General features: G+C 71.0%; 24 protein-coding genes and 1 tRNA gene. 9 read left to right on the forward strand and 16 right to left on the reverse strand.

Going from position 1 to position 21022, the window contains the following annotated elements; all coding sequences use genetic code 11:
- Positions 1-32: 32 nt before the first annotated feature.
- From R9Z33_RS09265 to R9Z33_RS09300, 8 genes are all read right to left on the reverse strand, one after another.
- Complete coding sequence (locus tag R9Z33_RS09265; protein ID WP_318651006.1) at positions 33-311, reverse strand: chaperone modulator CbpM; 279 nt, start codon at positions 309-311, stop codon at positions 33-35.
- Entirely contained in the window at positions 308-1228 is a 921-nt protein-coding gene (locus tag R9Z33_RS09270; protein WP_318651007.1) for a DnaJ C-terminal domain-containing protein, read from the reverse strand. Before R9Z33_RS09270 ends, R9Z33_RS09265 begins: the two co-directional genes overlap by 4 nt.
- A gap of 27 nt (positions 1229-1255) precedes the next feature.
- A complete protein-coding gene (locus R9Z33_RS09275; protein WP_318651008.1) occupies positions 1256-1738 on the reverse strand; it encodes a DUF1178 family protein in 483 nt (160 codons plus the stop codon).
- Positions 1739-1842: 104 nt separating this feature from the next.
- Positions 1843-2100 carry a glutaredoxin 3 gene (gene grxC / locus R9Z33_RS09280; RefSeq protein ID WP_318651009.1) on the reverse strand — a complete coding sequence of 86 codons (258 nt, stop codon included), beginning with the start codon at positions 2098-2100 and terminating at the stop codon, positions 1843-1845.
- A gap of 40 nt (positions 2101-2140) precedes the next feature.
- Complete coding sequence (locus R9Z33_RS09285) at positions 2141-2383, reverse strand: hypothetical protein (RefSeq protein WP_318651010.1); 243 nt, start codon at positions 2381-2383, stop codon at positions 2141-2143.
- Positions 2384-2459: 76 nt separating this feature from the next.
- Positions 2460-3206 carry a ComF family protein gene (locus R9Z33_RS09290; RefSeq protein WP_318651011.1) on the reverse strand — a complete coding sequence of 249 codons (747 nt, stop codon included), beginning with the start codon at positions 3204-3206 and terminating at the stop codon, positions 2460-2462.
- 23 nt (positions 3207-3229) lie between these two features.
- The gene (locus tag R9Z33_RS09295; protein WP_318651012.1) at positions 3230-4765 is read right to left on the reverse strand and encodes a rhodanese-like domain-containing protein; all 1536 of its coding nucleotides are present in this window, start codon (positions 4763-4765) and stop codon (positions 3230-3232) included.
- Positions 4765-5379, reverse strand: a complete 615-nt coding sequence (locus tag R9Z33_RS09300; RefSeq protein WP_318651013.1) for a cysteine dioxygenase family protein — start codon at positions 5377-5379, stop codon at positions 4765-4767. The genes R9Z33_RS09295 and R9Z33_RS09300 overlap by 1 nt, the downstream gene beginning before the upstream one ends.
- 74 nt (positions 5380-5453) lie before the next feature.
- On the opposite strand from R9Z33_RS09300, the gene R9Z33_RS09305 reads away from it, so the two are divergent.
- The 3 genes from R9Z33_RS09305 (at position 5454) to radC (ending at position 8091) form a co-directional block, all read left to right on the forward strand.
- Positions 5454-6323 (forward strand): methyltransferase domain-containing protein, encoded by an 870-nt coding sequence (locus R9Z33_RS09305; RefSeq protein ID WP_318651014.1) that lies wholly within the window; start codon positions 5454-5456, stop codon positions 6321-6323.
- 62 nt (positions 6324-6385) lie between these two features.
- On the forward strand, positions 6386-7198 hold the full coding sequence (gene map, locus R9Z33_RS09310) for a type I methionyl aminopeptidase (protein WP_318651015.1): 813 nt from the start codon (positions 6386-6388) through the stop codon (positions 7196-7198).
- A 155-nt stretch (positions 7199-7353) separates the two neighbouring features.
- Positions 7354-8091, forward strand: coding sequence for a RadC family protein (gene radC, locus R9Z33_RS09315; protein WP_318651016.1), 738 nt, complete (start codon positions 7354-7356; stop codon positions 8089-8091).
- Here the strand turns inward: radC and R9Z33_RS09320 are convergent.
- Positions 8088-8981: a LysR substrate-binding domain-containing protein gene (locus tag R9Z33_RS09320; protein WP_318651017.1), complete on the reverse strand. Its 894-nt coding sequence runs from the start codon at positions 8979-8981 to the stop codon at positions 8088-8090. The two genes, radC and R9Z33_RS09320, sit on opposite strands and share 4 nt — an antisense overlap.
- 174 nt (positions 8982-9155) lie before the next feature.
- Here R9Z33_RS09320 and katG point away from each other — a divergent pair, with 174 nt between their 5' ends.
- Positions 9156-11360 (forward strand): catalase/peroxidase HPI, encoded by a 2205-nt coding sequence (gene katG, locus R9Z33_RS09325; protein WP_404830666.1) that lies wholly within the window; start codon positions 9156-9158, stop codon positions 11358-11360.
- Between the two features lie 80 nt (positions 11361-11440).
- Here the strand turns inward: katG and R9Z33_RS09330 are convergent, their stop codons facing one another.
- Complete coding sequence (locus R9Z33_RS09330) at positions 11441-12292, reverse strand: L,D-transpeptidase family protein (RefSeq protein WP_318651018.1); 852 nt, start codon at positions 12290-12292, stop codon at positions 11441-11443.
- A 201-nt stretch (positions 12293-12493) separates the two neighbouring features.
- Here R9Z33_RS09330 and R9Z33_RS09335 point away from each other — a divergent pair, with 201 nt between their 5' ends.
- Both R9Z33_RS09335 and R9Z33_RS09340 read left to right on the forward strand, forming a co-directional pair.
- The gene (locus R9Z33_RS09335) at positions 12494-12979 is read left to right on the forward strand and encodes a DUF1269 domain-containing protein (protein WP_318651019.1); all 486 of its coding nucleotides are present in this window, start codon (positions 12494-12496) and stop codon (positions 12977-12979) included.
- Positions 12980-12986: 7 nt separating this feature from the next.
- A complete protein-coding gene (locus R9Z33_RS09340; protein ID WP_318651020.1) occupies positions 12987-13559 on the forward strand; it encodes a cytochrome b in 573 nt (190 codons plus the stop codon).
- 18 nt (positions 13560-13577) lie between these two features.
- Here R9Z33_RS09340 and R9Z33_RS09345 read toward each other — a convergent pair.
- Together R9Z33_RS09345 and R9Z33_RS09350 are read right to left on the reverse strand one after the other, a co-directional pair.
- Positions 13578-13653, reverse strand: a tRNA-Lys gene (locus R9Z33_RS09345).
- 15 nt (positions 13654-13668) lie between these two features.
- Positions 13669-14664, reverse strand: a complete 996-nt coding sequence (locus R9Z33_RS09350) for a lysine-2,3-aminomutase-like protein (RefSeq protein WP_318651021.1) — start codon at positions 14662-14664, stop codon at positions 13669-13671.
- A gap of 38 nt (positions 14665-14702) precedes the next feature.
- Here R9Z33_RS09350 and epmA point away from each other — a divergent pair, with 38 nt between their 5' ends.
- From epmA to R9Z33_RS09365, 3 genes are read left to right on the forward strand one after another with little or no spacing between them, the layout of a single operon-like run.
- Positions 14703-15722: an EF-P lysine aminoacylase EpmA gene (epmA, locus tag R9Z33_RS09355; protein ID WP_318651022.1), complete on the forward strand. Its 1020-nt coding sequence runs from the start codon at positions 14703-14705 to the stop codon at positions 15720-15722.
- 42 nt (positions 15723-15764) lie between these two features.
- Positions 15765-16766: a Gfo/Idh/MocA family protein gene (locus R9Z33_RS09360; protein ID WP_318651023.1), complete on the forward strand. Its 1002-nt coding sequence runs from the start codon at positions 15765-15767 to the stop codon at positions 16764-16766.
- Positions 16763-17716, forward strand: coding sequence for a Bug family tripartite tricarboxylate transporter substrate binding protein (locus tag R9Z33_RS09365; RefSeq protein ID WP_318651024.1), 954 nt, complete (start codon positions 16763-16765; stop codon positions 17714-17716). The genes R9Z33_RS09360 and R9Z33_RS09365 overlap by 4 nt, the downstream gene beginning before the upstream one ends.
- A 10-nt stretch (positions 17717-17726) precedes the next feature.
- Here the strand turns inward: R9Z33_RS09365 and R9Z33_RS09370 are convergent, their stop codons facing one another.
- The 4 genes from R9Z33_RS09370 to R9Z33_RS09385 form a co-directional block, all read right to left on the reverse strand.
- A complete protein-coding gene (locus R9Z33_RS09370; RefSeq protein WP_318651025.1) occupies positions 17727-18095 on the reverse strand; it encodes a hypothetical protein in 369 nt (122 codons plus the stop codon).
- A 114-nt stretch (positions 18096-18209) separates the two neighbouring features.
- The gene (locus tag R9Z33_RS09375; RefSeq protein ID WP_318651026.1) at positions 18210-19178 is read right to left on the reverse strand and encodes a Bug family tripartite tricarboxylate transporter substrate binding protein; all 969 of its coding nucleotides are present in this window, start codon (positions 19176-19178) and stop codon (positions 18210-18212) included.
- Positions 19175-19972 (reverse strand): alpha/beta fold hydrolase, encoded by a 798-nt coding sequence (locus tag R9Z33_RS09380; protein ID WP_318651027.1) that lies wholly within the window; start codon positions 19970-19972, stop codon positions 19175-19177. Before R9Z33_RS09380 ends, R9Z33_RS09375 begins: the two co-directional genes overlap by 4 nt.
- Positions 19972-20931, reverse strand: coding sequence for an N-carbamoyl-D-amino-acid hydrolase (locus tag R9Z33_RS09385; protein WP_318651028.1), 960 nt, complete (start codon positions 20929-20931; stop codon positions 19972-19974). The genes R9Z33_RS09380 and R9Z33_RS09385 overlap by 1 nt, the downstream gene beginning before the upstream one ends.
- Positions 20932-21022 lie beyond the last annotated feature (91 nt).

A 21022-nucleotide genomic window follows, 5' to 3' on the forward strand; every position in this document is an offset into this window, starting at 1 on the left:
GATGTCACCGAAGCGGTGAAGCCTGCTTCCGGCTAAGGCGTGGCGTCCGGCTCCACGCCCATGGCGCGCAGCCGGCGCCGCAATTCGTAGAGCTGGTCGAGCAGGGAGAGGACGACGGGCAGCGCCTCCTCGTTCACCGCCATGTCGTGGCGCAGTTCCAGGATCAGGCGCACGCGTTCCACATCCAGCTCGGTGAAGACGAGCTGGCCGCCCTCGCGCTCGGGCCGCACATGGCCCTCGGTGATCCAGCCTTGCAGGTCCTCGATGCGCAGGCGGGTGAAGCGGGCGCAAAGGATGTCGAGCGTGATCATGGCGTTTCCCCCAGCCCGGCGCGGGGATCCTCTGGCTGCTCGGGCGTCCAGTCGCGCAGGAAGGCTTTCAGCGCCTCATCCGCGGCGCCGATCACGATGCGCGGCGTGAGGAAGAGATCGCCCGCCTCGCGCCCGCCATGGGCGGCGACGCCGCGGCCGCGCAGGCGGATCTGACGGCCGGAATCGCTGCCCTCCGGCAGGGTGACGCGCAGCGGGCCGCCCGGTGTCGGCACCAGCACCGGGCCACCGAGCACCGCCTCCTTCAGCGTCACCGGCAGCTCCATGTGCAGGTCGAAGCCGTCGCGGCGGTAGAGTTTGTCCTCCGCCACCTCGAGTTCGATCAGCGCGTCACCGGCCGGGCCGCCATTGCGGCCGGGCCCGCCTTGTCCGCGCAGCCGCAGCACCTGGCCGGTCTCGACGCCGGGCGGGATCTTCACGCTGAGGCTGCGGCCATCGGGCAGGGTGAGCGTCTCGGTCGCACCCTGCACCGCGTGCAGGAAGGGCACGGCCAGCCGGTAGCTTTCGTCCTGGCCGCGGCGGGGCGCGGATTCGGCGCGGCGGCGCTGCTCGAAGAGATCGGCGAAGAGATCCTCGAACACCTCGGCCTCGGGCCGCTGGCCGTAGCGGGCGCCGTATTTCTCGCCGGTGGGCTGCTCGGCATATTGGCGATAGCCGCCGGCCGGGCGCTGCTCCTGGCCCTCGGCGTCGATCTCGCCGCGGTCGAAGCGGGCGCGCTTCTCGGGGTCGCTCAGCAGGTCATTGGCGGCGGAGACCGCCTTGAAGCGGGCCTCGGCCTCGGGCTTGCCGGGGTTGAGGTCGGGGTGGTGCTGGCGGGCCAGCTTGCGATAGGCCGCCTTGATCGCCTCGGGCGAGGCGTCCCTCGGGACACCCAGCGTCTTGTAGGGGTCTTCGGCCATGGATTTCTCCTTCAGGCCAGGATGGCATCACCCGTCGGCGCGGGGAACCCAGGGCAGGCGCGCCACCTCGATCCCCTCCTCGCGCAGGGCCTCGGCCTCGGCCTCCGTCGCCTCGCCATAGATGCCGCGCGGCTCGGCCTCGCCCTCATGGATGCGGCGGGCTTCCTTGGCGAAATCCTTGCCGAGATAGTCGCAGTTCTTCTCGATCTCCTGCCGCATGCGCTGCAGCAGGGCGACGACCTGCGCCGGCATGGGGCCGGCGGCAAGGCGCGGCGTCTGGCTGTCCGCCTCGGCCTTGGGCGGCTCGGCCGGAACGGCCGCGGGCGCGCGGCCCTTCACGCCCGGGGTCTTGCGGATGGCGGGCGCCATCAGCGCCTTGCTCACCCGGGTGTCGCCACAGACCGGGCAATCCACCAGGCCTGCTGCGGCCATGCGGTCATAGGCGGCGCTGTCCTTGAACCAGCTTTCGAATTCATGCGCGTTGTCGCAGCGGAGCGAGAAGCGGATCATCCCTTCATACCTTCATCGGGCCGGCCAAGACGGGGCCAGTCACCTGCATGTCACATGGGGAGCGCGTGGGTGATTTTGAGGGGGCGATGGCGAGGGCCTGCGCCTCAGCCGGCGAGCAGCGCGTCGAGCTTGCCCGCGCGGTCGAGTGCCACGAGGTCATCCGATCCGCCGATCGCCTGCCCGTTGATGAAGATCTGCGGGACGGTGGTGCGGCCGCCAGAGCGGGCGATGGCGTCCTTGCGCGCCTGGCTGCCATGCGGCGCGTCGAATTCCTCGAAGTTCGCGCCCCGCTTGGTCAGCAGCGCGCGGGCGCGGTCGCAATAGGGGCAGAAGGCGGTGGTGTAGATTTCGATCTTGGCCATGGGCCCAATACGCCGTGGGGCGCCCCCGGCGTCAAGCTGGTCAGTTCCCGAGGATCGAGAGCAGCAGGGCCGCGAGGCCGAGCCCGAGGCCCAGCGCCCCGGTCAGCAGGACGAAGAAGCCGCGCCACTCCGAGCCATCCAGGCCGAAGAGCGGGCTGTTCTGCGTGGTCGGCCGCGTGCCGTCCATGTTGAAGCGGTGCTCCGGCTGGCTCGTCAGGAAGCCGTCGAAGGGCGAGGTGGGACCTGTGCCCGGGGTCTGGAAGTTGCGGCCGTCGAAGGGCATGGCGCCTGCTCCATCCTGTTACCGGGGCAGGATGCGCGCGAGAGATTGACAAAGGATTAAGGCGGACCTGCCGGAATCAGGCGGGCCGCTCGATCCGCGGGTCGGACACGCGGGCGGCGGCCAGCACCATCACCTCCGCCGCGCCGGCCGCGAGCAGCACCCGCGCGCAGGCATCGGCCGTGGCGCCGCTGGTCAGAACGTCATCCACCAGCAGCACGCGCTTGCCGTGCAGCCGGGCGGGCGCGCCCGGAGCGAGGCCAAAGGCGCCCTCCAGCACCGCCTCCCGCGCGCGGGCGCCGAGCTCACCGAGCGGCTGAGTGGCGCGCTGCCGGCGCAGCAGCATGGGCGCATGCGGCACCCGGCTCAGCCGCGCCAGCCGCGCCGCCAGCAGCGCCGCCTGGTTATGCCGCCGCCGGAAGAGGCGCCAGCGGTGCAGTGGGACCGGCACCAGAAGCTCGGCACGGCGCAGCAGGTCGGCCCCGGCGCGGGCCATGTGCCGGGCGAGGGGGGCGGCCAGCTCCGTCCTGTCGCGATGCTTGAAGGGCAAGATCAGCGCCTTGGCGCCCGCGTCATAGCGCAATGCGGCGCGGGCCTGGGCGAAGGCGGGCGGCGCGGTGACGCAGGCCTCGCACCATAGCGCCTCCAGATGCGGGATGCCGGCGCCAGCATGCGGGAAAGGCACGCCGCAGCGGTCGCAGAGCGGCGCGGTGACGAAGGCAAGGCTGCCGAAGCAGTTGGGGCATTGCCCACCCTGGGCGCCGACCGGCGCCTCGCAGGTCAGGCAGGTGGGCGGCAGCAGCGCATCCAGGATGCCGCCGCCCAATCTGCGGAAGGTGGTTGTCGCCCCTACCAGGCGCCGAAGCGCGCATCGCCGTCGCGCGCCACCTCATGCACGAGGTCGATCTCCCAGGAGAGATAGGCGTGCATGGCCGCCTCGATGCCGGAGTTCCGGTCATAGGGGCGGAGATACCAGTCCACGCAGGCCTCGTCGGCCGGGTTGGTGCGGTCGGCCGCGATCGGCAGGCCCGCCGCCTTCCAGGCGGCGACGCCGCCCTCCAGCACCCGCGCGCCAGGGATCTCGGCCGCGGCGAGATGGGCGAGCCAGGGGTCGGGCGCCGTCACCACCACGGGGCCCGCCACCTTCGGCACGCGGCCGCGCACCGCCCAGACCGAGCCCGGGATGTGGCCCACGCGGAAGTCGATGCTGCGCGCCAGGTCCACCACGGTCACGCCGGCCTCGGCGGCCAGCGCCTGGGGGGGCACGGTCGGCATCTGCGGCACCTCGGGCGCCACGGGGCGCCAGGGGCCGGTCTCGAGCGCGCCGTCGAGGGCGCCCTCGACCACGAAGACCTCCCAGCCGCCCATCTGGCGCAGCCAGGCGGCGGACATGCGGGCGCGCACCGTGTCGTCATCCGCCAGGATCACGCGTGCGCCGCGCACCGCGACCCATTGGTCGGTCGCCTGCACCAGCTGCCCGCCCGGGGCGTGGCGGAAGCCCGGGATGTGGCCGGCGGCGTATTCCTCGGCCGCGCGGACATCGAGCGCATAGGTGCTGCGGTCGGCATCGGCCAGCATCGCCTCGGCGGCGGCGCGGGTGATGAGCTTCACGCCGTGCTCGGCGGCGAAGGCGCTGGCGCGTTGCAGCGCCAGCGCCGCGCTGGCCGGCGTGCCCGGCGCGTAGCTGCGGGTCACGCCGCGCTCACATTGGAAGCCCGCCAGCTCCCAGCCCATGGTGCCATTGCGAAGTGCGACGATGCGGTTGGGCACCCCCGCGCGGCGCAGGCTCTCGGCGCCCATGATGCTGCGGGTGCGGCCCGCGCAATTCACCACGATGGTGGTCCCGGCATCGGGCACCAGGTCCCCGATGCGATAGGCCAGCTCGCCGCCCGGCACGTTCACCGCGCCGGGGATGGTCATCTTGACGAACTCGTCCATCGGGCGGCTGTCGAGGATGACCATGGGCTGGCCGGAATCCTTGAGCGCCTGCAGCTCCGGCGGGTCCAGGCTCTCGGTGCCGTAGTGGTGTTCCACCCACTCGCCGAAGGCCTTGGAGGGCACGTGCACGCCGGTGAAGACGACATAGCCCGCCGCCGCCCAGGCCGGCGTGCCGCCCTGCAGCACATGCACATCGGCATAGCCGATGGCGGTGAGGTATGCGGCGAGCTTCTCCGCATGCCCCTCGCCGCCATCCACGCAGACCACGCGCGTGGCCTTTCGCGGCAGCAGCGCGCGGGCGCGCAGCTCTTTCTTGGAGAGCGGGCAGGGCACCGCCCAGAAGAGGTGCCCATGGCCGAACTCCCCCTCCTCGCGCGCGTCGAGGATGGCGAGTTCGGACCCTTCCGAAATCCAGGCCTTCAGCGTGGCCGGCGTGACACTCGTCATCAGGCCTTCGCGTCCGCCGTCGGCTTCATGAAATTCTTGTTGTAATAGGAGACGACGCCCGTCTTGTCGTCGAAGGCGCGGCGGCCATCCAGCTTCTCCAGCGCCAGCCCGTACATGTGCAGGTGCCGCGTGGGGCGGGTGCCTGTGGTGTGGATGGAGTGGATGTCGTCCGGCATCAGGCAGATGCCGCGGCCCGGCTCCACCATGATCTCCTCGCGCACGCGCATCTCGCAGCGCTCGGGGTCGGAGCCGTCATCCACGCGGTCATAGACCTTGTTCAGCTCCTGCCCATCCACGGCGACGACGACGGCCCAGGTGGTGTGGTCATGCGGCTTGGTCTCGTTGCCCGGGTTCAGCGCGTTCAGGTAGAGGGCGAAGCGGTTGTTGTCCTCCTCGCGCAGCAGGTAGCGGTTGCTGCCCTTCTCGCCATTGGGCGGGGGCGGGAATTCGGCGCTCGGGAACAGGTGCTCCTGCGCGGCGAGCGTCATGAGTTCGGCCTTGATGGCCTCCAGCGCCTCGCGCGTGACGCCCATGCGGGCCTCGATCTCTCGCACGCGGCCCACGGCGGCGGCCACGGCGGCGGTGCGGGCCGCCTTCACATCCATGCTGTTCATCTGCGTTCTCCCTCTCGGTTCTGGAAACGATAGTCCCGCTTGCGCCCGAGTGCCACCGGCCGCAGATGAACTCCATGGAAGCCAATCCGGACATCTTCGACCGCCGCCTGATGCGCCTCCGCCGGGAGCGCGCCGCCCCGCATATGGACCAGGTGGCCCCCATCCTGGAGGCCGCGGCCGAGATCCTGCTGGACCGGCTGGACGACACGACGCGCCGCTTCTCCCGCGCGCTCGACCTGGGCGGGCGCGGCGTGGTCGCCCCCCGGCTGGCCGCGCGCGGCATTCCCCTCATCGTCTCGATGGACCTGGCCCGCGGCATGGCCATGCGCGCCGGCGGCCATCCCGTCGTGGGCGATGAGGAATGGCTGCCCTTCGCCGAGGGCAGCTTCGACCTCATCGTCGCCAATCTCAGCCTGCATGGCGTGAACGACCTGCCCGGCGCCCTGGTCCAGCTGCGCCGGGCGCTGCGGCCGGATGGCCTCTTCCTCGCCTCGCTCCCCGGCTTCGGCACGCTGCAGGGCCTGCGCGAGGCGCTGGCCGCGGCGGAGGCGGAGACGCGCGGCGGCGTCTCGCCCCGCATCGCCCCCTTCGCCGAGCTGCGGGACCTGGCCGGCCTGCTGCAGCGTGCGGGCTTCGCCCTGCCGGTGGCCGACCAGGACCGGCTGCCCCTGGAATACCGCACGCCCCTGGGCCTGATCGCCGACCTGCGCGCCGCCGGCGAGGGCAATGCGATCCGCGCGGCGGATCGCCGCACGCCGCCGCGCGCCTTGTTTCCCCTGGCTTTTTCGGCGCTCGATCTCTCGATGGAGCTGCGCCTGCTGGTGATGACGGGCTGGGCGCCGCATGAGAGCCAGCAGAAGCCCGCCCGCCCCGGCAGCGCCGATGCGCGGCTCGCGGACGCGCTTGGCACGCGGGAATACAAGGCCGGCGATAAAGCGGGTTGAACCTTCGGCGCCCTGCGCGCATCTTAGGAAATCTTCAAAACCCGATCGGTCAGCCTATCCAGATGGAAAATTCGGGCGGCGAATCCCGCCGCATCACGCGCCATGCGCCAGAGGATTTCGAGGGAGCGCGCCGGGCCGGCGCGCTCGCTGCCGCATGCCTCGACATGATCACGCCGCATGTCCGCCCCGGCGTCACCACCGGGCAGCTGGACCAGCTCTGCCATGACTTCATGGTGGCGCATGGGGCGGTGCCGGCCACGCTCGGCTATCGCGGCTACACCAAATCCTCCTGCATCTCGATCAACCACGTCGTCTGCCACGGCATCCCGGGCGAGCGGACCATCGCCGACGGCGATATCCTCAATATCGACGTGACCGCGCTGCTCGATGGCTGGCATGGCGACACCAGCCGCATGTACGCGGCGGGCGAGATCAGCACCAAGGCGCGGCTGCTGATGGACGTGACCTATGAGGCGATGATGCGCGGCATCGCCATGGCCAAGCCGGGCAACACCTTCGGCGACATTGGCCACGCCATCCAGATCTATGCCGAGAAGCACCGCTTCTCCATCGTGCGCGACTTCTGCGGCCACGGCATCGGCCGCAAGTTCCACGAGCCGCCGAACGTGCTGCATTTCGGCCGCCCGGGTGAAGGCCCGAAGCTGGCACCCGGCATGTTCTTCACCATCGAACCCATGGTGAATGCCGGCCGCCCCGAGGTGAAGATCCTGGATGATGGCTGGACCGCCGTGACGCGCGACCGCAGCCTCTCCGCGCAGTTCGAGCACATGGTCGGCATCACCGAGACGGGCTGCGAGATCTTCACGCTCAGCCCCGGGGGGATGCACAAACCCCCTTATGTCGTGCCGGGCTGAGCGTTGATTTTTGGCGCCCTCAAACGCCGGGCGCCGGCTCCGCCGGCTTGGCTTCGCGCCGCAGCTGTTGCGCTGGTTGATGAGGCTGTCCGGGCGCGCCGGCCGCTTTGCGGCCGGCCCCGTGCAGGGGCGCCTTGTTTTTTGCTCGGGTGTCCATGACGCGGCGGCGCGGCTTGTCCGAGGCGGGCGGCCTGTTTGATCCCGCCCCGGTCGCGGCCACGCCCGCGGGCGTGGAGGGCCATCGCGGCCGGATGCGGCAGAAGCTGATCGAGGGCGGGGCGGAGGGCATCCTCGACCATGAACTCATCGAGATGCTGCTCTTCCTCGCCCTGCCGCGCCGCGACACCAAGCCCATCGCCCGCGCCATGCTGGCCCGCTTCGGCAGCTTCGCCGATGCCTTGAGCGCGCCCACCCAGGAACTCCGCCAGATCGACGGGCTGGGCGATGCCGGCATCGCTGCGCTGCGCACCGTCCAGGTGGCGGCGCTGCGCCTCGTCCAGGCGCCGCTGAAAAAGCAGGAGGTCCTGAACAACTGGGACCGGCTGATGGACTACCTCACCGCCGCCATGGCGCGGGAGCGGGTGGAGCAGTTCCGCGTCATCTTCCTCGACGCCAAGAATCGCCTGCTGGCCGATGAGGCGCAGGCGCGCGGCACGGTGAATCACACGCCGGTCTACCCGCGCGAGGTGGTGAAGCGCGCGCTCGAACTGCACGCCACCGCGCTGATCCTGGTGCACAACCACCCCTCGGGCGACCCGACGCCCAGCCGCGCCGATATCGAGATGACGGCGGAGGTGAAGCAGGCGGCCGCCGCGCTCGGTATCACCCTGCACGACCATGTGATCATCGGGCGGGAGCAGCAGCTCTCCTTCCGGCGCGAGGGCCTGCTCTAGGGCAGGGTCACCGCGAAGGCCCGCAGCCGCGTCGCGATCACCTCCGCCACCGCCTGCACCGCCGCGTGGCGCGGAAAGCGGGCGCGCCAGACGATGCGGATGATGCGCCCCGCGGGCTCGGCCAGCGGGCGGAGCGTGATGCCCGAATCCTGCGCCACGCCGGCAGCGAGCCCGGGCACGAGGGTCGTCCCGTAGCCCGCCGCCACCATGTTCATCAGGGTGGGCAGGCTGGCCGCGCGCAGCGTGCCCCCCAGCGCGCCGCGATGCCCGCAGGCCTCCAGCGCCTGTTCGCGCAGGCAATGCCCATCGGCCAGCACCAGGATGTCCCGCGCCAGGTCGGTCTGGCTCACACGCGCCTCGGCGGCCAGGGCGTGCTCGGGCGGCAGGGCGGCCAGGAAGGGCTCCTCGAACAGCGCCTCGCTCTGCCATTCCGGGCCCTCCGGCTCGGTGGCCAGCAGCGCCGCGTCCAGCTCATGCCGCTGGAGGCGTTCGAGCAGCAGGGCGGTCTGGTCCTCCCAGGGTTCAAGGTCGAGCCGGGGCAGCGCCTCCCGCAGCGGGCCGAAGACGAGGGGAAGCAGATAGGGCGCCAGCGTCGGGATGACGCCGAGGCGCAGCCGCCCGGCCAGCGGGTCCCGCAGGCCGCGCGCCAGGTTCAGGATGGCATCCGCCTCCGCCACCGCGCCACGCACATGGCCGAGCAGCCGGGTGCAGGCCTCGGTGGGGGTGACGCCCTTGTTGCCGCGCTCGAAGAGCGCCACGCCCAGCTCCTCCTCCAGCTTGCGGAGCTGCACGGAGAGGGTGGGCTGGCTGATGCCGCAGGCCTCGGCCGCCAAGCCGAAATGCCCGTGCTCGGCCAGGGCGAGGAGGTAGCGGAGGTCACGCAGGTTCATTGGGCCTCCGGCGTCGCGGCGATAGTTTTCATCTATCGAATACGTTGATTGAATTGACTGGAAGTCAACCCGCTCCCGCCGCTAGGGTGCCGGCCAGCCGGGGGAGGGGGTCGGGATGCCCAAGCCCTGCCCCGCGCCCACCGCGTGATACGCAAGCACAGCTCGGAGAGAAACATGGACGGAAATGCAGCGCCCAGCGGCGGCAAGTGCCCCGTGATGCACGGCACGCCCAAGCACACGGTCTTCGCCGGCCGGTCGAACAAGGACTGGTGGCCGAACCAGCTCAACCTCAAGATCCTGCACCAGAACACCGCCGAGCTGAATCCGATGCCCAAGGGCTTCAGCTATGCCGAGGCCTTCAAGAAGCTCGACATCGACGCGGTCATCCGTGACCTGCACGCCCTGATGACGGACAGCCAGCCCTGGTGGCCGGCGGATTACGGCCACTACGGGCCCTTCTTCATCCGCATGGCCTGGCACAGCGCCGGCACCTACCGCATCGGCGATGGCCGCGGCGGCGCGGGCGCGGGCACGCTGCGCTTCGCCCCCCTGAACTCCTGGCCCGACAATGGCAACCTGGACAAGGCCCGCCGCCTGCTTTGGCCGATCAAGCAGAAATACGGCAACGCCCTCTCCTGGGCGGATCTGATGGTGCTGACCGGCAACGTTGCCCTCGAATCCATGGGCTTCAAGACCTTCGGCTTCGCCGGCGGCCGCGAGGACGTGTGGGAGCCCGAGGAGGATGTCTACTGGGGCAATGAGACCACCTGGCTCGGCGATGAGCGCTATGTCGGCGACCGCCAGCTGGAGGATCCGCTCGGCGCCGTGCAGATGGGCCTGATCTACGTCAATCCGCAGGGCCCGAACGGCAAGCCCGACCCGATGGCCTCCGCCCGCGACATCCGCGAGACCTTCGCGCGCATGGCAATGAATGACGAGGAGACGGTGGCGCTGGCCGCCGGTGGCCACACCTTCGGCAAGTGCCATGGCGCGGGTCCGGAATCGCATGTTGGCCGCGAGCCGGAGGGTGCGAGCATCGAGGAGCAGGGCTTCGGCTGGGCCAACAGCTTCGGCACCGGCAAGGGCAAGGACACCATCACCAGCGGCATCGAGGGGGCTTGGACCAACAACCCGATCCTCTGGGACAATGGCTACTTCGACAACCTGCTGGGCTATGAGTGGGAGCTGACCAAGAGCCCCGCCGGCGCCTGGCAGTGGACGCCGAAGGATGCGGCGGCGGAGGGCACGGTGCCCGATGCGCATGACCCGAACCTGCGCCACAAGCCGATCATGACCACGGCTGACATGGCGCTGCGCACGGACCCGGCCTACCTGGAGATCTCCAAGCGCTTCCACGCCAACCCGGACCAGTTCGCCGATGCCTTCGCGCGGGCCTGGTTCAAGCTGACCCACCGCGACATGGGGCCGCGCGCCCGCTACCTCGGCAAGCTCGTGCCGGCCGAGGTGCTGGTCTGGCAGGACCCGATCCCGGCCGTCACCCACCCGCTGGTGGATGCGGCCGACATCGCGGCGCTGAAGGGGCAGATCCTGGCCTCCGGCCTCTCGATCGCCGATCTCGTCTCGGTCGCCTGGGGTTCGGCCTCCACCTTCCGCGGCTCGGACAAGCGGGGCGGCGCCAATGGCGCGCGCATCCGCCTCGCGCCGCAGAAGGACTGGGCCGTGAATGAGCCCGCCAAGCTCGCCCGCGTGCTGGGCGTGCTGGAGGGCATCCAGGCCGGCTTCAACGCCAAGGGGGCCAAGAAGGTCTCGATGGCGGACCTGATCGTGCTGGGCGGTGGCGCGGCGATCGAGCAGGCGGCCAAGGCGGCCGGCGTCGCGGTGGAAGTGCCCTTCACCCCGGGCCGCGCCGATGCGCTGCCGGAGCACACGGACGTCGCCTCCTTCGCGGTTCTCGAGCCGAAGGCGGATGGCTTCCGCAACTTCGTGGGCGAGGAGAACGGCCTCACCCCCGAGGAGCGCCTGGTGGACCGCGCGCAGCTGCTGACGCTGTCGGCACCCGAGATGACGGTGCTGGTGGGTGGCCTGCGCGTGCTGGGCGCCAATCACGGCAGCGCGCCGCATGGCGTGTTCACGACGCGGCCGGGCGCGCTCACCAACGACTTCTTCGTGAACCTGCTCGACATGAGCACGGCCTGGGCGCCTTCGGCGGACATGCACGGCCTCTACATCGGGCGGGACCGCGCGTCGGGTCAGGTGAAGTGGACGGCGAGCCGGGTGGACCTGGTCTTCGGCTCCAACTCGCAGCTGCGTGCGCTGGCCGAGGTCTTCGCGGTGGACGGCGCCCATGCCGCCTTCGTGCATGACTTCGTGGCGGCCTGGACCAAGGTGATGAACCTGGACCGCTTCGACCTCGCCTGAGCGAGGGAACGGGGTCCGGGCCATGGCCCGGACCTCCCTTGCGGGCCGCCGGGGCGAGAGCCGCGGCGGCCCTTTCTTTTTCAGATGCGCCCGGCGGCGGCGAGGGTGGCGCGGGCAGCGGCCTCCACCTCCAGCGGATCATCCGGCGTGTTGCGCGGGACGCGGCGGAAGCTGGCGCGGCGGCCATCATGCCCATAGGGGTCGGGGTGGATCAGGATGCGCCCCTCGGCATCCGGCCAGGCGGTCATGTAGGCGAGGACCACCTGCACCTCCTGCAGGGGGTGCAGCTCGATGGTGCGGCCGGTCGCGACCTGTTCGTTCAGATCCTCCACCGGCATGTCCAGCACCCAGGCGCAGAGCTCGCGGATCGCCTCCACCCGCACGCAGCCATGCGAGAGGGTGCGCGTCTCCCGCGCGAAGAGGGCGGGGCGGTTGGTGCCATGCAGGAAGATGCCGTCCGAGTTGAGCAGCCCGAGCCGCAGCGGGCCGAGCGGGTTGTTCGGCCCGGGCGGCTGGATCAGGCGCCCGCCCACCGCGTGGAAGCCCGCCGTGCCGCCGGCCCGCACCTCGGCCATGATGCTGGGCGGCACATGCCAGGGCGGGTTGCAGCGCACCGAGGTGGTGAAGGTCATCAGCTGCGGCGTGCGGTGGCGCGGCGTGCCGACGACGACGCGCGAGCGCATCACCTCGCGCCCCGCCTCGAAGGCCACCAGCTCGGCGCCCGCGATGTTCACCAGGATCAGGCGTGGCGCGGCCCAGTCCACATCCATCTCGGCCAGCCGCTCCAGCGTGCGGTCGAGCGCCTGGGTGGCCCGTGGATGGGCCTCGCCGTCGCGGGCGCGCCGCAACGTCTCGGGCATCGGCAAGGCCCGGGCGGGCGGGGCCAGCGCGAGCAGGGGAGCGGCGAGGAGCAGGCGGCGGGTGGGGTTCATGGGGATGACGGGCCGATGGATTTGCCGCCATGCTAGGGAACGACGCGGCTGAATCTCAACGAAAATCCACTTGGGGGAAAATCCGCTTGAGTGCGCGGCGGTGCGCTGGAACGCCCGGTATACGATCTCGCCATGTCCCCCGCCGCGCCGCGTGTTAGGCTTCTTCCGCAACGAGGCTGACAACAAGGAAGGACAAGCCCCATGGCCGATCTCATCATCATTGCCTACGACAATGTCGCGACTGCCCAGGCGGCGCGCGCCAAGCTCGTCGAATTGCAGGGCCGCTACCTGATCGAACTCGGCGACGCCGTGGTGGCCGAGCGCGAGGCCGATGGCCAGGTGAAGCTGCACCAGCCGGTGAACCTCACGGCGGTCGGCGCCGCATCGGGCGGCATGTGGGGTGCGCTGATCGGGCTGCTCTTCCTCAACCCGCTGCTGGGTGCCGCCGTCGGCGCGGGCGCCGGCGCGCTGAGCGGCAAGTTCACCGACCTTGGCATCAACGACCAGTTCATGAAGGACACGGCGGCGGCGCTGCCGGCGGGCGGGGCCGCGCTCTGCATCCTCGTGCGCAAGGTGACGGCGGACAAGGTGATCCCCGAGATGGCGCATTTCGGCGGCCATGTGCTGCAGACCAGCCTGACCAAGGAGCAGGAGGCCAAGCTCGACGCCGCGCTGAAGGCGGGCTGATCCAGGCTTGGCCTGGCTGAGCACATCGTCCGGCTATGGGGGGCTCGCCAAGGCCTTCCATTGGCTGACGGTGCTGCTCTTCGCCTTCCAGCTGCTCTCCGCCCAGATCATGCTCCGGCTCGACGAGCATGGCCGCGTGATCGGGCTGGGCGGGAGCGACTGGTACAACTGGCACAAGACGCTCGGGCTGGTCGCGCTGCTGGTGGCGGCGGGCCGGCTCTGGGCCCGGCGCGCCGGGACGCTGCCCGATTGGGCGCCGAGCCTCACGGATCTGGAGAAGCGGCTGGTGCACCGGGCGGAGCAGGCGCTCTATGCCGCCATGTTCCTGATGCCGGTGAGCGGTTTCGTCTTCACCATGGCGGCGGGGTATGGGGTGCAATTCGCCAGCATCTGGCCCCTGCCGAACCCGATCGGCCGATGGGCGACGCTGGGCGAGGCCGCACGCCTCGTCCATCTCGGCATGGCGATCCTGCTTGGGCTGGCGGTCGCCGTGCATCTGGGGGTGGTGCTGCGGCACGCGCTGTGGCTGCGCAACGGGCTGCTGCGGCGGATGCTCCCAGGGTCATCTGGGCGACAATAGGAGCGGCGGTGGGTGGAATGGTGGGCGATGTAGGGCTCGAACCTACGACCCGCTGATTAAGAGTCAGCTGCTCTACCAACTGAGCTAATCGCCCGCCGTGCGGGGCGTTCTAAACGGCTTCGCGCGCTTGTCCAGCCCCGCCACGCATACCGGCCATGCCAAGAGGCATTTTCCCCGCCCCCGCCGGCTGCTCCTGCACATAGCTGGGCCAGGCGAGACCGGTGACGCGGCCGCGCAAGGCCCGCAGCAGGGCGAGGCCCTCCTCCACCGGCACATGGAAGCGCGCCGTGCCGGGCGCGGGGTCGAGCTGGTGCAGGTAGTAGGGCTTCACGCGGTGCCGCAGCATGGCGCGGAACAGCGCCTCCAGCGCGGCCTCGCTGTCATTGACGCCGCGCAGCAGCACGGATTGGCCGAGCAGCACGAGCCCCGCCGCGTGCAGCCCACGCAGCCCGGCCGCCGCCTCGGGCGTGAATTCCGCCGCATGATTGGCGTGCACGCAAAGATAGAGCGGCCGGTCCAGGGTCAGCGCCGCCAGCATGCCAGGCGTGATGCGCCCAGGGTCCGCCACTGGCACGCGGCTGTGGATGCGCAGCGTCTCGATGTGGGGAATCGCGGCCAGCCGCGCCAGGATGCGCCCAAGGCGCCGCGGTGAGAGCATCAGCGGGTCACCGCCGGTCAGGATCACCTCGCGCACCGCGGGCGTTTCGGCGAACCAGTCCAGCGCCGCCTCCAATTCCGCCTCGCTCAGCAGGCCGCCATCGGGGCCGACGGCCTCGCGCCGGAAGCAGAAGCGACAATAAACCGGGCAGGCCAGCAGGGGCTTGAGCAGCGCGCGGTCCGGATAGCGGTGCACCACGCCCTTGATGGGGGTGAAGGGCGCGTCGGCCGTCGGGTCCTCCAGCTCATGCGGCGCCGTGATGAGCTCCTCGGGCTCGGGCAGGTATTGCGCGGCGATGGGCGCGCCGGCCTCGCGGATCAGGGCGGCCATGGCGGGGGTGACGGCGATGGAATAGCGGGCCGCCACCGCCTCCAGCGCGGAGGCTGCGGCGGGCGCGATCAGGCCGGCGTCAACCAGCTCCTGGGGGGTGCGCAGCGTGCGGGTCATGGCAGGCGAGGCTCTGCCCTGGTAAGGGCTGCCGCGCAATGCCCCATCCCGTATGGCACCCCGAGAGCCTGGCCGCGCGCCTGCCCTTCCTCGACGCCCGCGCGCGCCTGACCGCCGCCACGCGCGCCTGGCTCACCCAGCGCGGCTATCGCGAGGTGGAGACGCCCTGCCTCGTGCCCGCGCCGGGGATGGAGGTGCATCTGCGCGGCTTCCAGAGCGCCTATGAGCCGCATCTGGGTCAAGGGGAGCGGCGCGCGCTCTGGCTGCGCACCTCGCCGGAACTCGCCTTGAAGCGGCTGCTGGTCGGCGGTGCCGGGCCGGTCTTCGAACTCGCCCGCGTCTGGCGCAATGGCGAGATCGGCGCGCGCCACGCGCCCGAATTCACCATGCTGGAATGGTATCGCCCGGGCCTCATGCTGGAGGGACTGATGGCGGAGACGGAGGCGCTGGTCCGCGCGCTCTGCCCGCCCATGGTGGCGCATGAGGGGGTGACGACGGACCTGACCCTCCCCTTCGAGCGCATCACCTGTGCCGAGGCCTTCGCGCGCCATGCGGGGCTCGACCTTCTCGCCAGCATCCGGCCCGATGGCACGGGCGATGGCGCCGCACTGGGCGCGCGGGCGGATGAGAGCTGGGAGGAGGCCTTCTTCCGTATCCTGCTCGACCATGTGGAGCCACATCTGGGCCGCGCGCGCGCGAGCTTCCTGACGCATTGGCCCGCCCCGCAGGCCGCGCTGGCCCGGCGCGATCCGGACGACCCGCGCGTGGCGTTGCGCTTCGAGCTGTTTGCCGGCGGCATCGAACTCGCCAACGCCTTCGACGAACTGACCGATGCGGCGGAACAGGCCGCGCGCTTCGCCCATGACGTGGCCGAGCGCGAACGCCTCTACGGCGCCGCCGCCTCCTGGCCGGTTGATGCGGATTTCCTGGCGGCCCTGGCGCAGGGCATGCCGGCGGGCAGCGGCATCGCGCTCGGCTTCGACCGGCTGGCGATGCTGGCGAGCGGCGCGCGCCGCATCGAGGATGTTCTCTGGCTCGGCGGCTTTCCCTATGGCTGAGGCCGCGCCTATCCTTCCCGCGCGATCGGGAAAGGATGCGGGATGGCGGTCAGGACATTGCGCTGGGGCCTGGTGGGCCTGGGTTCGCTCGCCACCACGGTGATGGGCGCCTCGCGCCGCGCGGAGCATGCAGTGATCCAGGCCGGCGCGACGCGCGACCCCGCCAAGGGCCGCGCCTTCTGCGCGATGCACGGCATCCCGAACTTCCACGCCACGCATGAGACGCTCGTGACGGATCCCGAGGTGGACGCCGTCTTCGTCATGACGCCGAATGACAGGCATATGCCCGTGGTGCTCGCCGCCGCCGCGGCCGGCAAGCCCGTGCTCTGCGAGAAGCCGCTCGCGATGACGGAGGCCGATGCGCTGGCCATGATCGCGGCCTGCGAGAGCGCGGGCGTCATGCTGCGCCTCGGCCTGCATCTGCGCTTCGAGAAATTCCTCGACCGCGTGGCCGCCGTGCTGGCCGAGGGGCGCATCGGCACCATCCGCGCCATTTCCATCGAGCGCGCGGCGCCGCTTTCCGAACGCGCGCCCTGGCGCGAGGACCCGGCGCAGGGTGGCGGCATTCTCTATGATGTCGCGCTGCACCTATTGGACCTGGTGCCGAAGCTCGCCGGTGGGTGCCTCGCCTCGGTCGGCGGCCTCGCCCATCCGCCGCCGGGCAGCGGGCAGGGGGCGGACACCGTGACCCTGCTGCTGCGCACGATGAACGATGTGCAGGTGAGCCTGCGCGCCTCGCGCGAGGCGCCCTATGCCGGCAGCGACCTCGTCGTCATCGGCACCAAGGGCATGCTCCGGACCGGCCCGCTGCGCTGGGTGGAGGAATTCGTGATGACCATCACCCATGCGGAAGGCGTCACGGAGGAGCGTGTTCCCGCCTGCGACCTTTATCGCGACGAGATGGACGGCTTCGCGCGGGACCTTGCGGATGGCGGCACGCGGCTCGGCACGGGGGCGGATGGGCTGCGCCTCGTCCGCCTCGCCACCCGGATCGAGCAGGCGCTCGCCGAGGGACGGAGCATCACCCTGGAGGACATCCCATGATCGCCCGCCGCACCGCACTCGGCCTTGTGCTCGCAACCCCCGCGCTGGCGCAGGACGCCTGGCCGCGCCGGCCGCTGCGCCTCGTCATTCCCTATTCGCCCGGCGGCTCGACCGACACCGTCGCGCGGCTGATGGCCGAGCGCCTTTCCCGCGCGCTGGGCCAGCCGGTGGTGGCGGAGAACCGCCCCGGCCTGGCCGGCAGCATCGGCGTGGATGCGGTGGCCAAGAGCGCCCCGGACGGCCACACGCTGGTGGTCGCCACCACCAACCAGGCGATCAACGAGACGCAGCAGCTGCGCCGGCCCTTCCGGCTGATGAACGACCTCGCGCCCGTCGCGATGATGGACAGCTTCCCCTTCGCGCTGGCCGTGACCAACAGCCTGCCCGTGCGCTCGGTGGCGGAGCTGGTGGCCTATGCCAAGGCCCATCCCGGGGCGCTGAACTACGCCTCCTCCGGCACGGGCGCCGCGCTGCACCTGACGATGGAGCGGCTGCGCAGCCAGGCGGGCATCGAGATGCAGCACGTGCCCTACCGCAACTATGCCGAGGGGCGGACGGCGCTGATCGCCGGGCAGATCCAGCTGCTCTTCGACGCGACCTTCACCCTGGCGCCGCTGATCCAGGGCGGGCAGATCCGCGGCATTGCCACCACGGGCCTGCAGCGCGCCGCCATGCTGCCCGACCTGCCGACGCTGGCCGAGTCCTGGCCCGGCTTCCAGGCGGCCCTGTGGAACGGGATCCTGGCCCCCGCCGGCACGCCCGAGCCCGTGCTGGACCGCCTGAATCGCGAGGTGAACGCCATCCTCGCCGAGCCCGAGGTGATCGCCGCGCATGACCGCCTGGGTGCCGTGACGCTGCCGATGACGCGCGCCGCGTTCCGCGACTTCCTGCTGGCCGAGATCGCGCTCAACGCGCAGATCCTGCGCGCGGCGGGGGTGCAGCCGGAATAGCCGCCGCCCCTCAGCGGCAGATGTATTGCAGCACGGCCTGGACCTGGCCGGGCGTCAGGGTGCTGCCGGCTGCGACGTTCAACACCCCCTGGCGGCGCGAGGCATTCCCGTCCAGCTCCACCTCGCGGCTCGCATTCACGGGTGCGCCGGGCAGCTGGCCGACGCGGATGAACACCAGCATGGGCTGGGGGGTCAGGTTGCGCAGTCCCACGGAGAATTGCCGCCGCGCCTCGTTGAACTCGCGCGAGGCCGCGATCTCCGTCATCGTCACCGGGTCCACCTGGAGCCGGCCGTCGCAATGGACGCTCTGGGCCTGGGCGGGCAGGGCGGCGAGGCCGAGGCCGGCGGCGAGGAGGCTGGAGGCGAAGATGGCACGCATGGGAAGGGTTCCTTCTGTCTCAGGTGCAGAGTGCCAGCCCCGCGCGCCGCGGACCAATCGCCAGAGGCGATCACGCGCTTCAGCCGGGCCGATCATCGCCGCCCTCCGGCCGGGCTAATCCGCACGGATGCCGGCGCGGCGGATCACCTCGCCCCAGCGCGCCGTCTCTGCCGCCTGGAAGCGCGCCAGCTGCTCCGGCGTGCCGGGCAGCAGCTCGAAGCCCGCATCGCCCAGGCGCTGCCGCGTGGCCGGCGCGTTCAGGATGCGGACGATCTCGAGGTTCAGCCGCGCGATGGCGGCGGGCGGCGAGCCGGCGCGGGTGTAGAGCCCGCTCCAGATCGAGCTGACGAGGTCGGGGTGGCCGAGCTCCGCGGTGGTGGGCACATCGGGGATGGCGCTATGCCGCGCCCGCGCCATGGTGGCGACGGCGGCGACGCGCCCGCCACGCAACTGCCCCAGCACATCCGAGATGGAGGGGAACATCAGGCTGAGCCGCCCGCCGATCAGATCGTTCAGCGCGGGCGCCTGGCCGCGATAGGGCACGTGTTCCAGCCGCAGGCCCATGGCATGGGCGAACATCTCGCCCGCCAGATGCGTGGGCGAGCCATTGCCGGAGGAGCCAAAGAGGCTGCGCGCCGGCTCGGCGCGCAGCCCTGCGATCAGCCCCGCGAAATTGCGCGCGGGTGGGGCGGGCCAGTCGGGGCCGATCGCGATGCATTGCGCGTAGTCGCTGACCAGGGTGACGGGCGCGAAATCGGCGACGGGATCATAGGCGAGGCGCGGATAGAGCCAGGGATTGGCCGAATGGGTGCCGGTCGTCGCCATGAAGAGCGTGAGGCCATCGGGTGCGGTGCGCGCCGCCTCGGTGGCGCCGATGGTGCCGCCGGCGCCCGGCCGGTTCTCGATCACCACGGGCTGGCCCAGCGCCTGGGAGAGGGGCTCGGCGATCAGGCGGGACTGCACATCGGCGCTGCCGCCGGCGGGGAAGGGCACGATGATGCGCAAGGGCCGGTCCGGCCGCCATTCGCCCTGCGCGAGGGCCGGCGTGGCCAGCGGGGTCAGCAGCAATGCGCGTCGCTTCATGGGGCCTCGCGGAGGAAGGGCAGGACGATGCTGTCGAACAGCGCGGGTTCGGTGCGGGAGAGCGCATGCCCGCCGCGCGGGACGAAGACGGCATAGGCGCCGGGAACCAGAGCGGCCATCTCCTCGGAGAAATAGCGCGGGGTCAGGATGTCGTCATCGGCGCAGAGCACCATGAGCGGCGGCCTGAGGCGCGGCAGTTCGGCGCGCGGGTCGAAGGCGAGGATGGCGTCCAGCCGGCTGCCCTGCACCACGGGGTCGCCCAGCGCGCCGGCGGCGGCAGCCTCATCCGCCGCGATGCGTGCCTCGTTCGCGTTGATCCAATAGGGCGGGTGGAGCAGCAGCGTGGTGTAGCGGGCATAGGCATCGGCCCCGGCGCGCTCCATCAGGATCTTGCGCAGCGCGAAGACGCGGTGGCGATAGCGGTCGCCATGGGTCGTGCTGGCATAGACCACCATGCGGGAGAGGCGCGCGGGCTCGGCCAGCGCCAAGGCCACGCCGATGGCGCCGCCGGTGGAGTGGCCGAGATAGGCGGCGCGCGGCATGCCCGCCGCATCCATCACGGCGGCGAGGTCGGCGGCCATCTGCCCGACCGAGGCCACCGGCACGCGGGACGAGTTCCCGGTGCCGCGCTGGTCGAAGACCAGCACGCGGAATTCCCGCGCATAGGCATCGAGCTGCGGCGCCCACCAGCCATGCGTGCCGCCCAGCCCGGCGGCGAGCACCAGGGGTGGCGCATCCGGCGCGCCCCTCACATCCCACCAGATCTCGGCGCCGTCGCGCTGGATCTTCGGCATCAGGCGGGCGTCCAGACCGGTGGCTCGACCGAGCCCACCTGCTCCAGGATGCGGCCATAGGCTTCGGGCCGGCGATGGGCGGCGAAGTTGAAGATGGTGGTGCGGCCCAGCTTGCAGTCGTCCAGGTCGCAATCGGCGGTGATGAGTTCGTCGCCCCAGCTCGTCGCCTGGGCCATGATCTCGCCCTGCGGGTTCACGATGATGGAATGGCCGAAGAGCTCATGCCCATCCTCCGTGCCGCCCTTGGCCGTCGCCACGCCGAAGCAGGCATTCTGGTAGCAGCCGGCGCGGATGGAGAGGTGCGAATGCTCGACGCGCAGGTGGTGCGCCTCGAAGCCCCGATTGTCCATGTTGAGCGAAGGCGTGTTGTAGCCGAGCATGACGATCTCGACCTGCTGCAGCCCCATGACGCGCCACGCCTCAGGCCAGCGGCGGTCATTGCAGATCATCATGCCGATATTGGCCTCTTGCTGGCCGACCGGCGCGCGGATGACGGGGAAGCCCAGGTCGCCCACCTCGAAATAGCGCTTCTCCAGGTGCTGCACCTTGCGGATCGGGTCGTATTCCTTGTGCCCGGGCAGGTGGACCTTGCGGTATTTCAGCACGACCTGGCCCGAAGGGTGCACGTAGATCGCGGTGTTGTAGCGGTGGCCATCGGGCGTCTTCTCGGCATAGCCCAGGTGAAAGCCGATGCCGTACTTCTTCGCGGCTTCGAAGAGCGGCGCCGTCTCGTTGGAGGGCATGGCGTGCTCATACCAATGGTCCGCCTTGGCGATGTCCTCCTCATACCAGCGCGGGAAGAAGGTGGTGAGCGCCAGTTCGGGGAAGACCACGACCTCGACGCCGCGGCGATGCGCGTGCTCCATGAGCCGCACCATGCGGCCCACCGCGACATCGCGGCCTTCGGCCTTCTGGATCGGGCCCAACTGGGCGGCGGCGAGGGTGACGCGGCGCGGCATGGCATGGCTCCTGGAGATGCTTGCGCAGGATTGCGGCGGATGCGGCGCGCGGCAAGGGTGCGATCGCCTGCATCGGCGGATTCCGCTTGCA

Source organism: Sediminicoccus rosea (assembly GCF_033547095.1).
Lineage (GTDB): Bacteria > Pseudomonadota > Alphaproteobacteria > Acetobacterales > Acetobacteraceae > Roseococcus > Roseococcus rosea.

Coding starts and splice junctions, on each gene's coding strand:
- R9Z33_RS09275 (WP_318651008.1), bottom strand. CDS start 1,738: ATGATCCGCTTCTCGCTCCGCTGCGACAACGCGCATGAATTCGAAAGC.
- R9Z33_RS09295 (WP_318651012.1), bottom strand. CDS start 4,765: ATGACGAGTGTCACGCCGGCCACGCTGAAGGCCTGGATTTCGGAAGGG.
- map (WP_318651015.1), top strand. CDS start 6,386: ATGGAAAATTCGGGCGGCGAATCCCGCCGCATCACGCGCCATGCGCCA.
- radC (WP_318651016.1), top strand. CDS start 7,354: ATGACGCGGCGGCGCGGCTTGTCCGAGGCGGGCGGCCTGTTTGATCCC.
- grxC (WP_318651009.1), bottom strand. CDS start 2,100: ATGGCCAAGATCGAAATCTACACCACCGCCTTCTGCCCCTATTGCGAC.
- R9Z33_RS09360 (WP_318651023.1), top strand. CDS start 15,765: ATGGCGGTCAGGACATTGCGCTGGGGCCTGGTGGGCCTGGGTTCGCTC.
- R9Z33_RS09320 (WP_318651017.1), bottom strand. CDS start 8,981: ATGAACCTGCGTGACCTCCGCTACCTCCTCGCCCTGGCCGAGCACGGG.
- R9Z33_RS09300 (WP_318651013.1), bottom strand. CDS start 5,379: ATGAACAGCATGGATGTGAAGGCGGCCCGCACCGCCGCCGTGGCCGCC.
- R9Z33_RS09305 (WP_318651014.1), top strand. CDS start 5,454: ATGGAAGCCAATCCGGACATCTTCGACCGCCGCCTGATGCGCCTCCGC.
- R9Z33_RS09380 (WP_318651027.1), bottom strand. CDS start 19,972: ATGCCGAAGATCCAGCGCGACGGCGCCGAGATCTGGTGGGATGTGAGG.
- katG (WP_404830666.1), top strand. CDS start 9,156: ATGGACGGAAATGCAGCGCCCAGCGGCGGCAAGTGCCCCGTGATGCAC.
- R9Z33_RS09335 (WP_318651019.1), top strand. CDS start 12,494: ATGGCCGATCTCATCATCATTGCCTACGACAATGTCGCGACTGCCCAG.
- R9Z33_RS09375 (WP_318651026.1), bottom strand. CDS start 19,178: ATGAAGCGACGCGCATTGCTGCTGACCCCGCTGGCCACGCCGGCCCTC.
- R9Z33_RS09365 (WP_318651024.1), top strand. CDS start 16,763: ATGATCGCCCGCCGCACCGCACTCGGCCTTGTGCTCGCAACCCCCGCG.
- epmA (WP_318651022.1), top strand. CDS start 14,703: ATGCCCCATCCCGTATGGCACCCCGAGAGCCTGGCCGCGCGCCTGCCC.
- R9Z33_RS09330 (WP_318651018.1), bottom strand. CDS start 12,292: ATGAACCCCACCCGCCGCCTGCTCCTCGCCGCTCCCCTGCTCGCGCTG.
- R9Z33_RS09385 (WP_318651028.1), bottom strand. CDS start 20,931: ATGCCGCGCCGCGTCACCCTCGCCGCCGCCCAGTTGGGCCCGATCCAG.
- R9Z33_RS09265 (WP_318651006.1), bottom strand. CDS start 311: ATGATCACGCTCGACATCCTTTGCGCCCGCTTCACCCGCCTGCGCATC.
- R9Z33_RS09270 (WP_318651007.1), bottom strand. CDS start 1,228: ATGGCCGAAGACCCCTACAAGACGCTGGGTGTCCCGAGGGACGCCTCG.
- R9Z33_RS09350 (WP_318651021.1), bottom strand. CDS start 14,664: ATGACCCGCACGCTGCGCACCCCCCAGGAGCTGGTTGACGCCGGCCTG.
- R9Z33_RS09285 (WP_318651010.1), bottom strand. CDS start 2,383: ATGCCCTTCGACGGCCGCAACTTCCAGACCCCGGGCACAGGTCCCACC.
- R9Z33_RS09370 (WP_318651025.1), bottom strand. CDS start 18,095: ATGCGTGCCATCTTCGCCTCCAGCCTCCTCGCCGCCGGCCTCGGCCTC.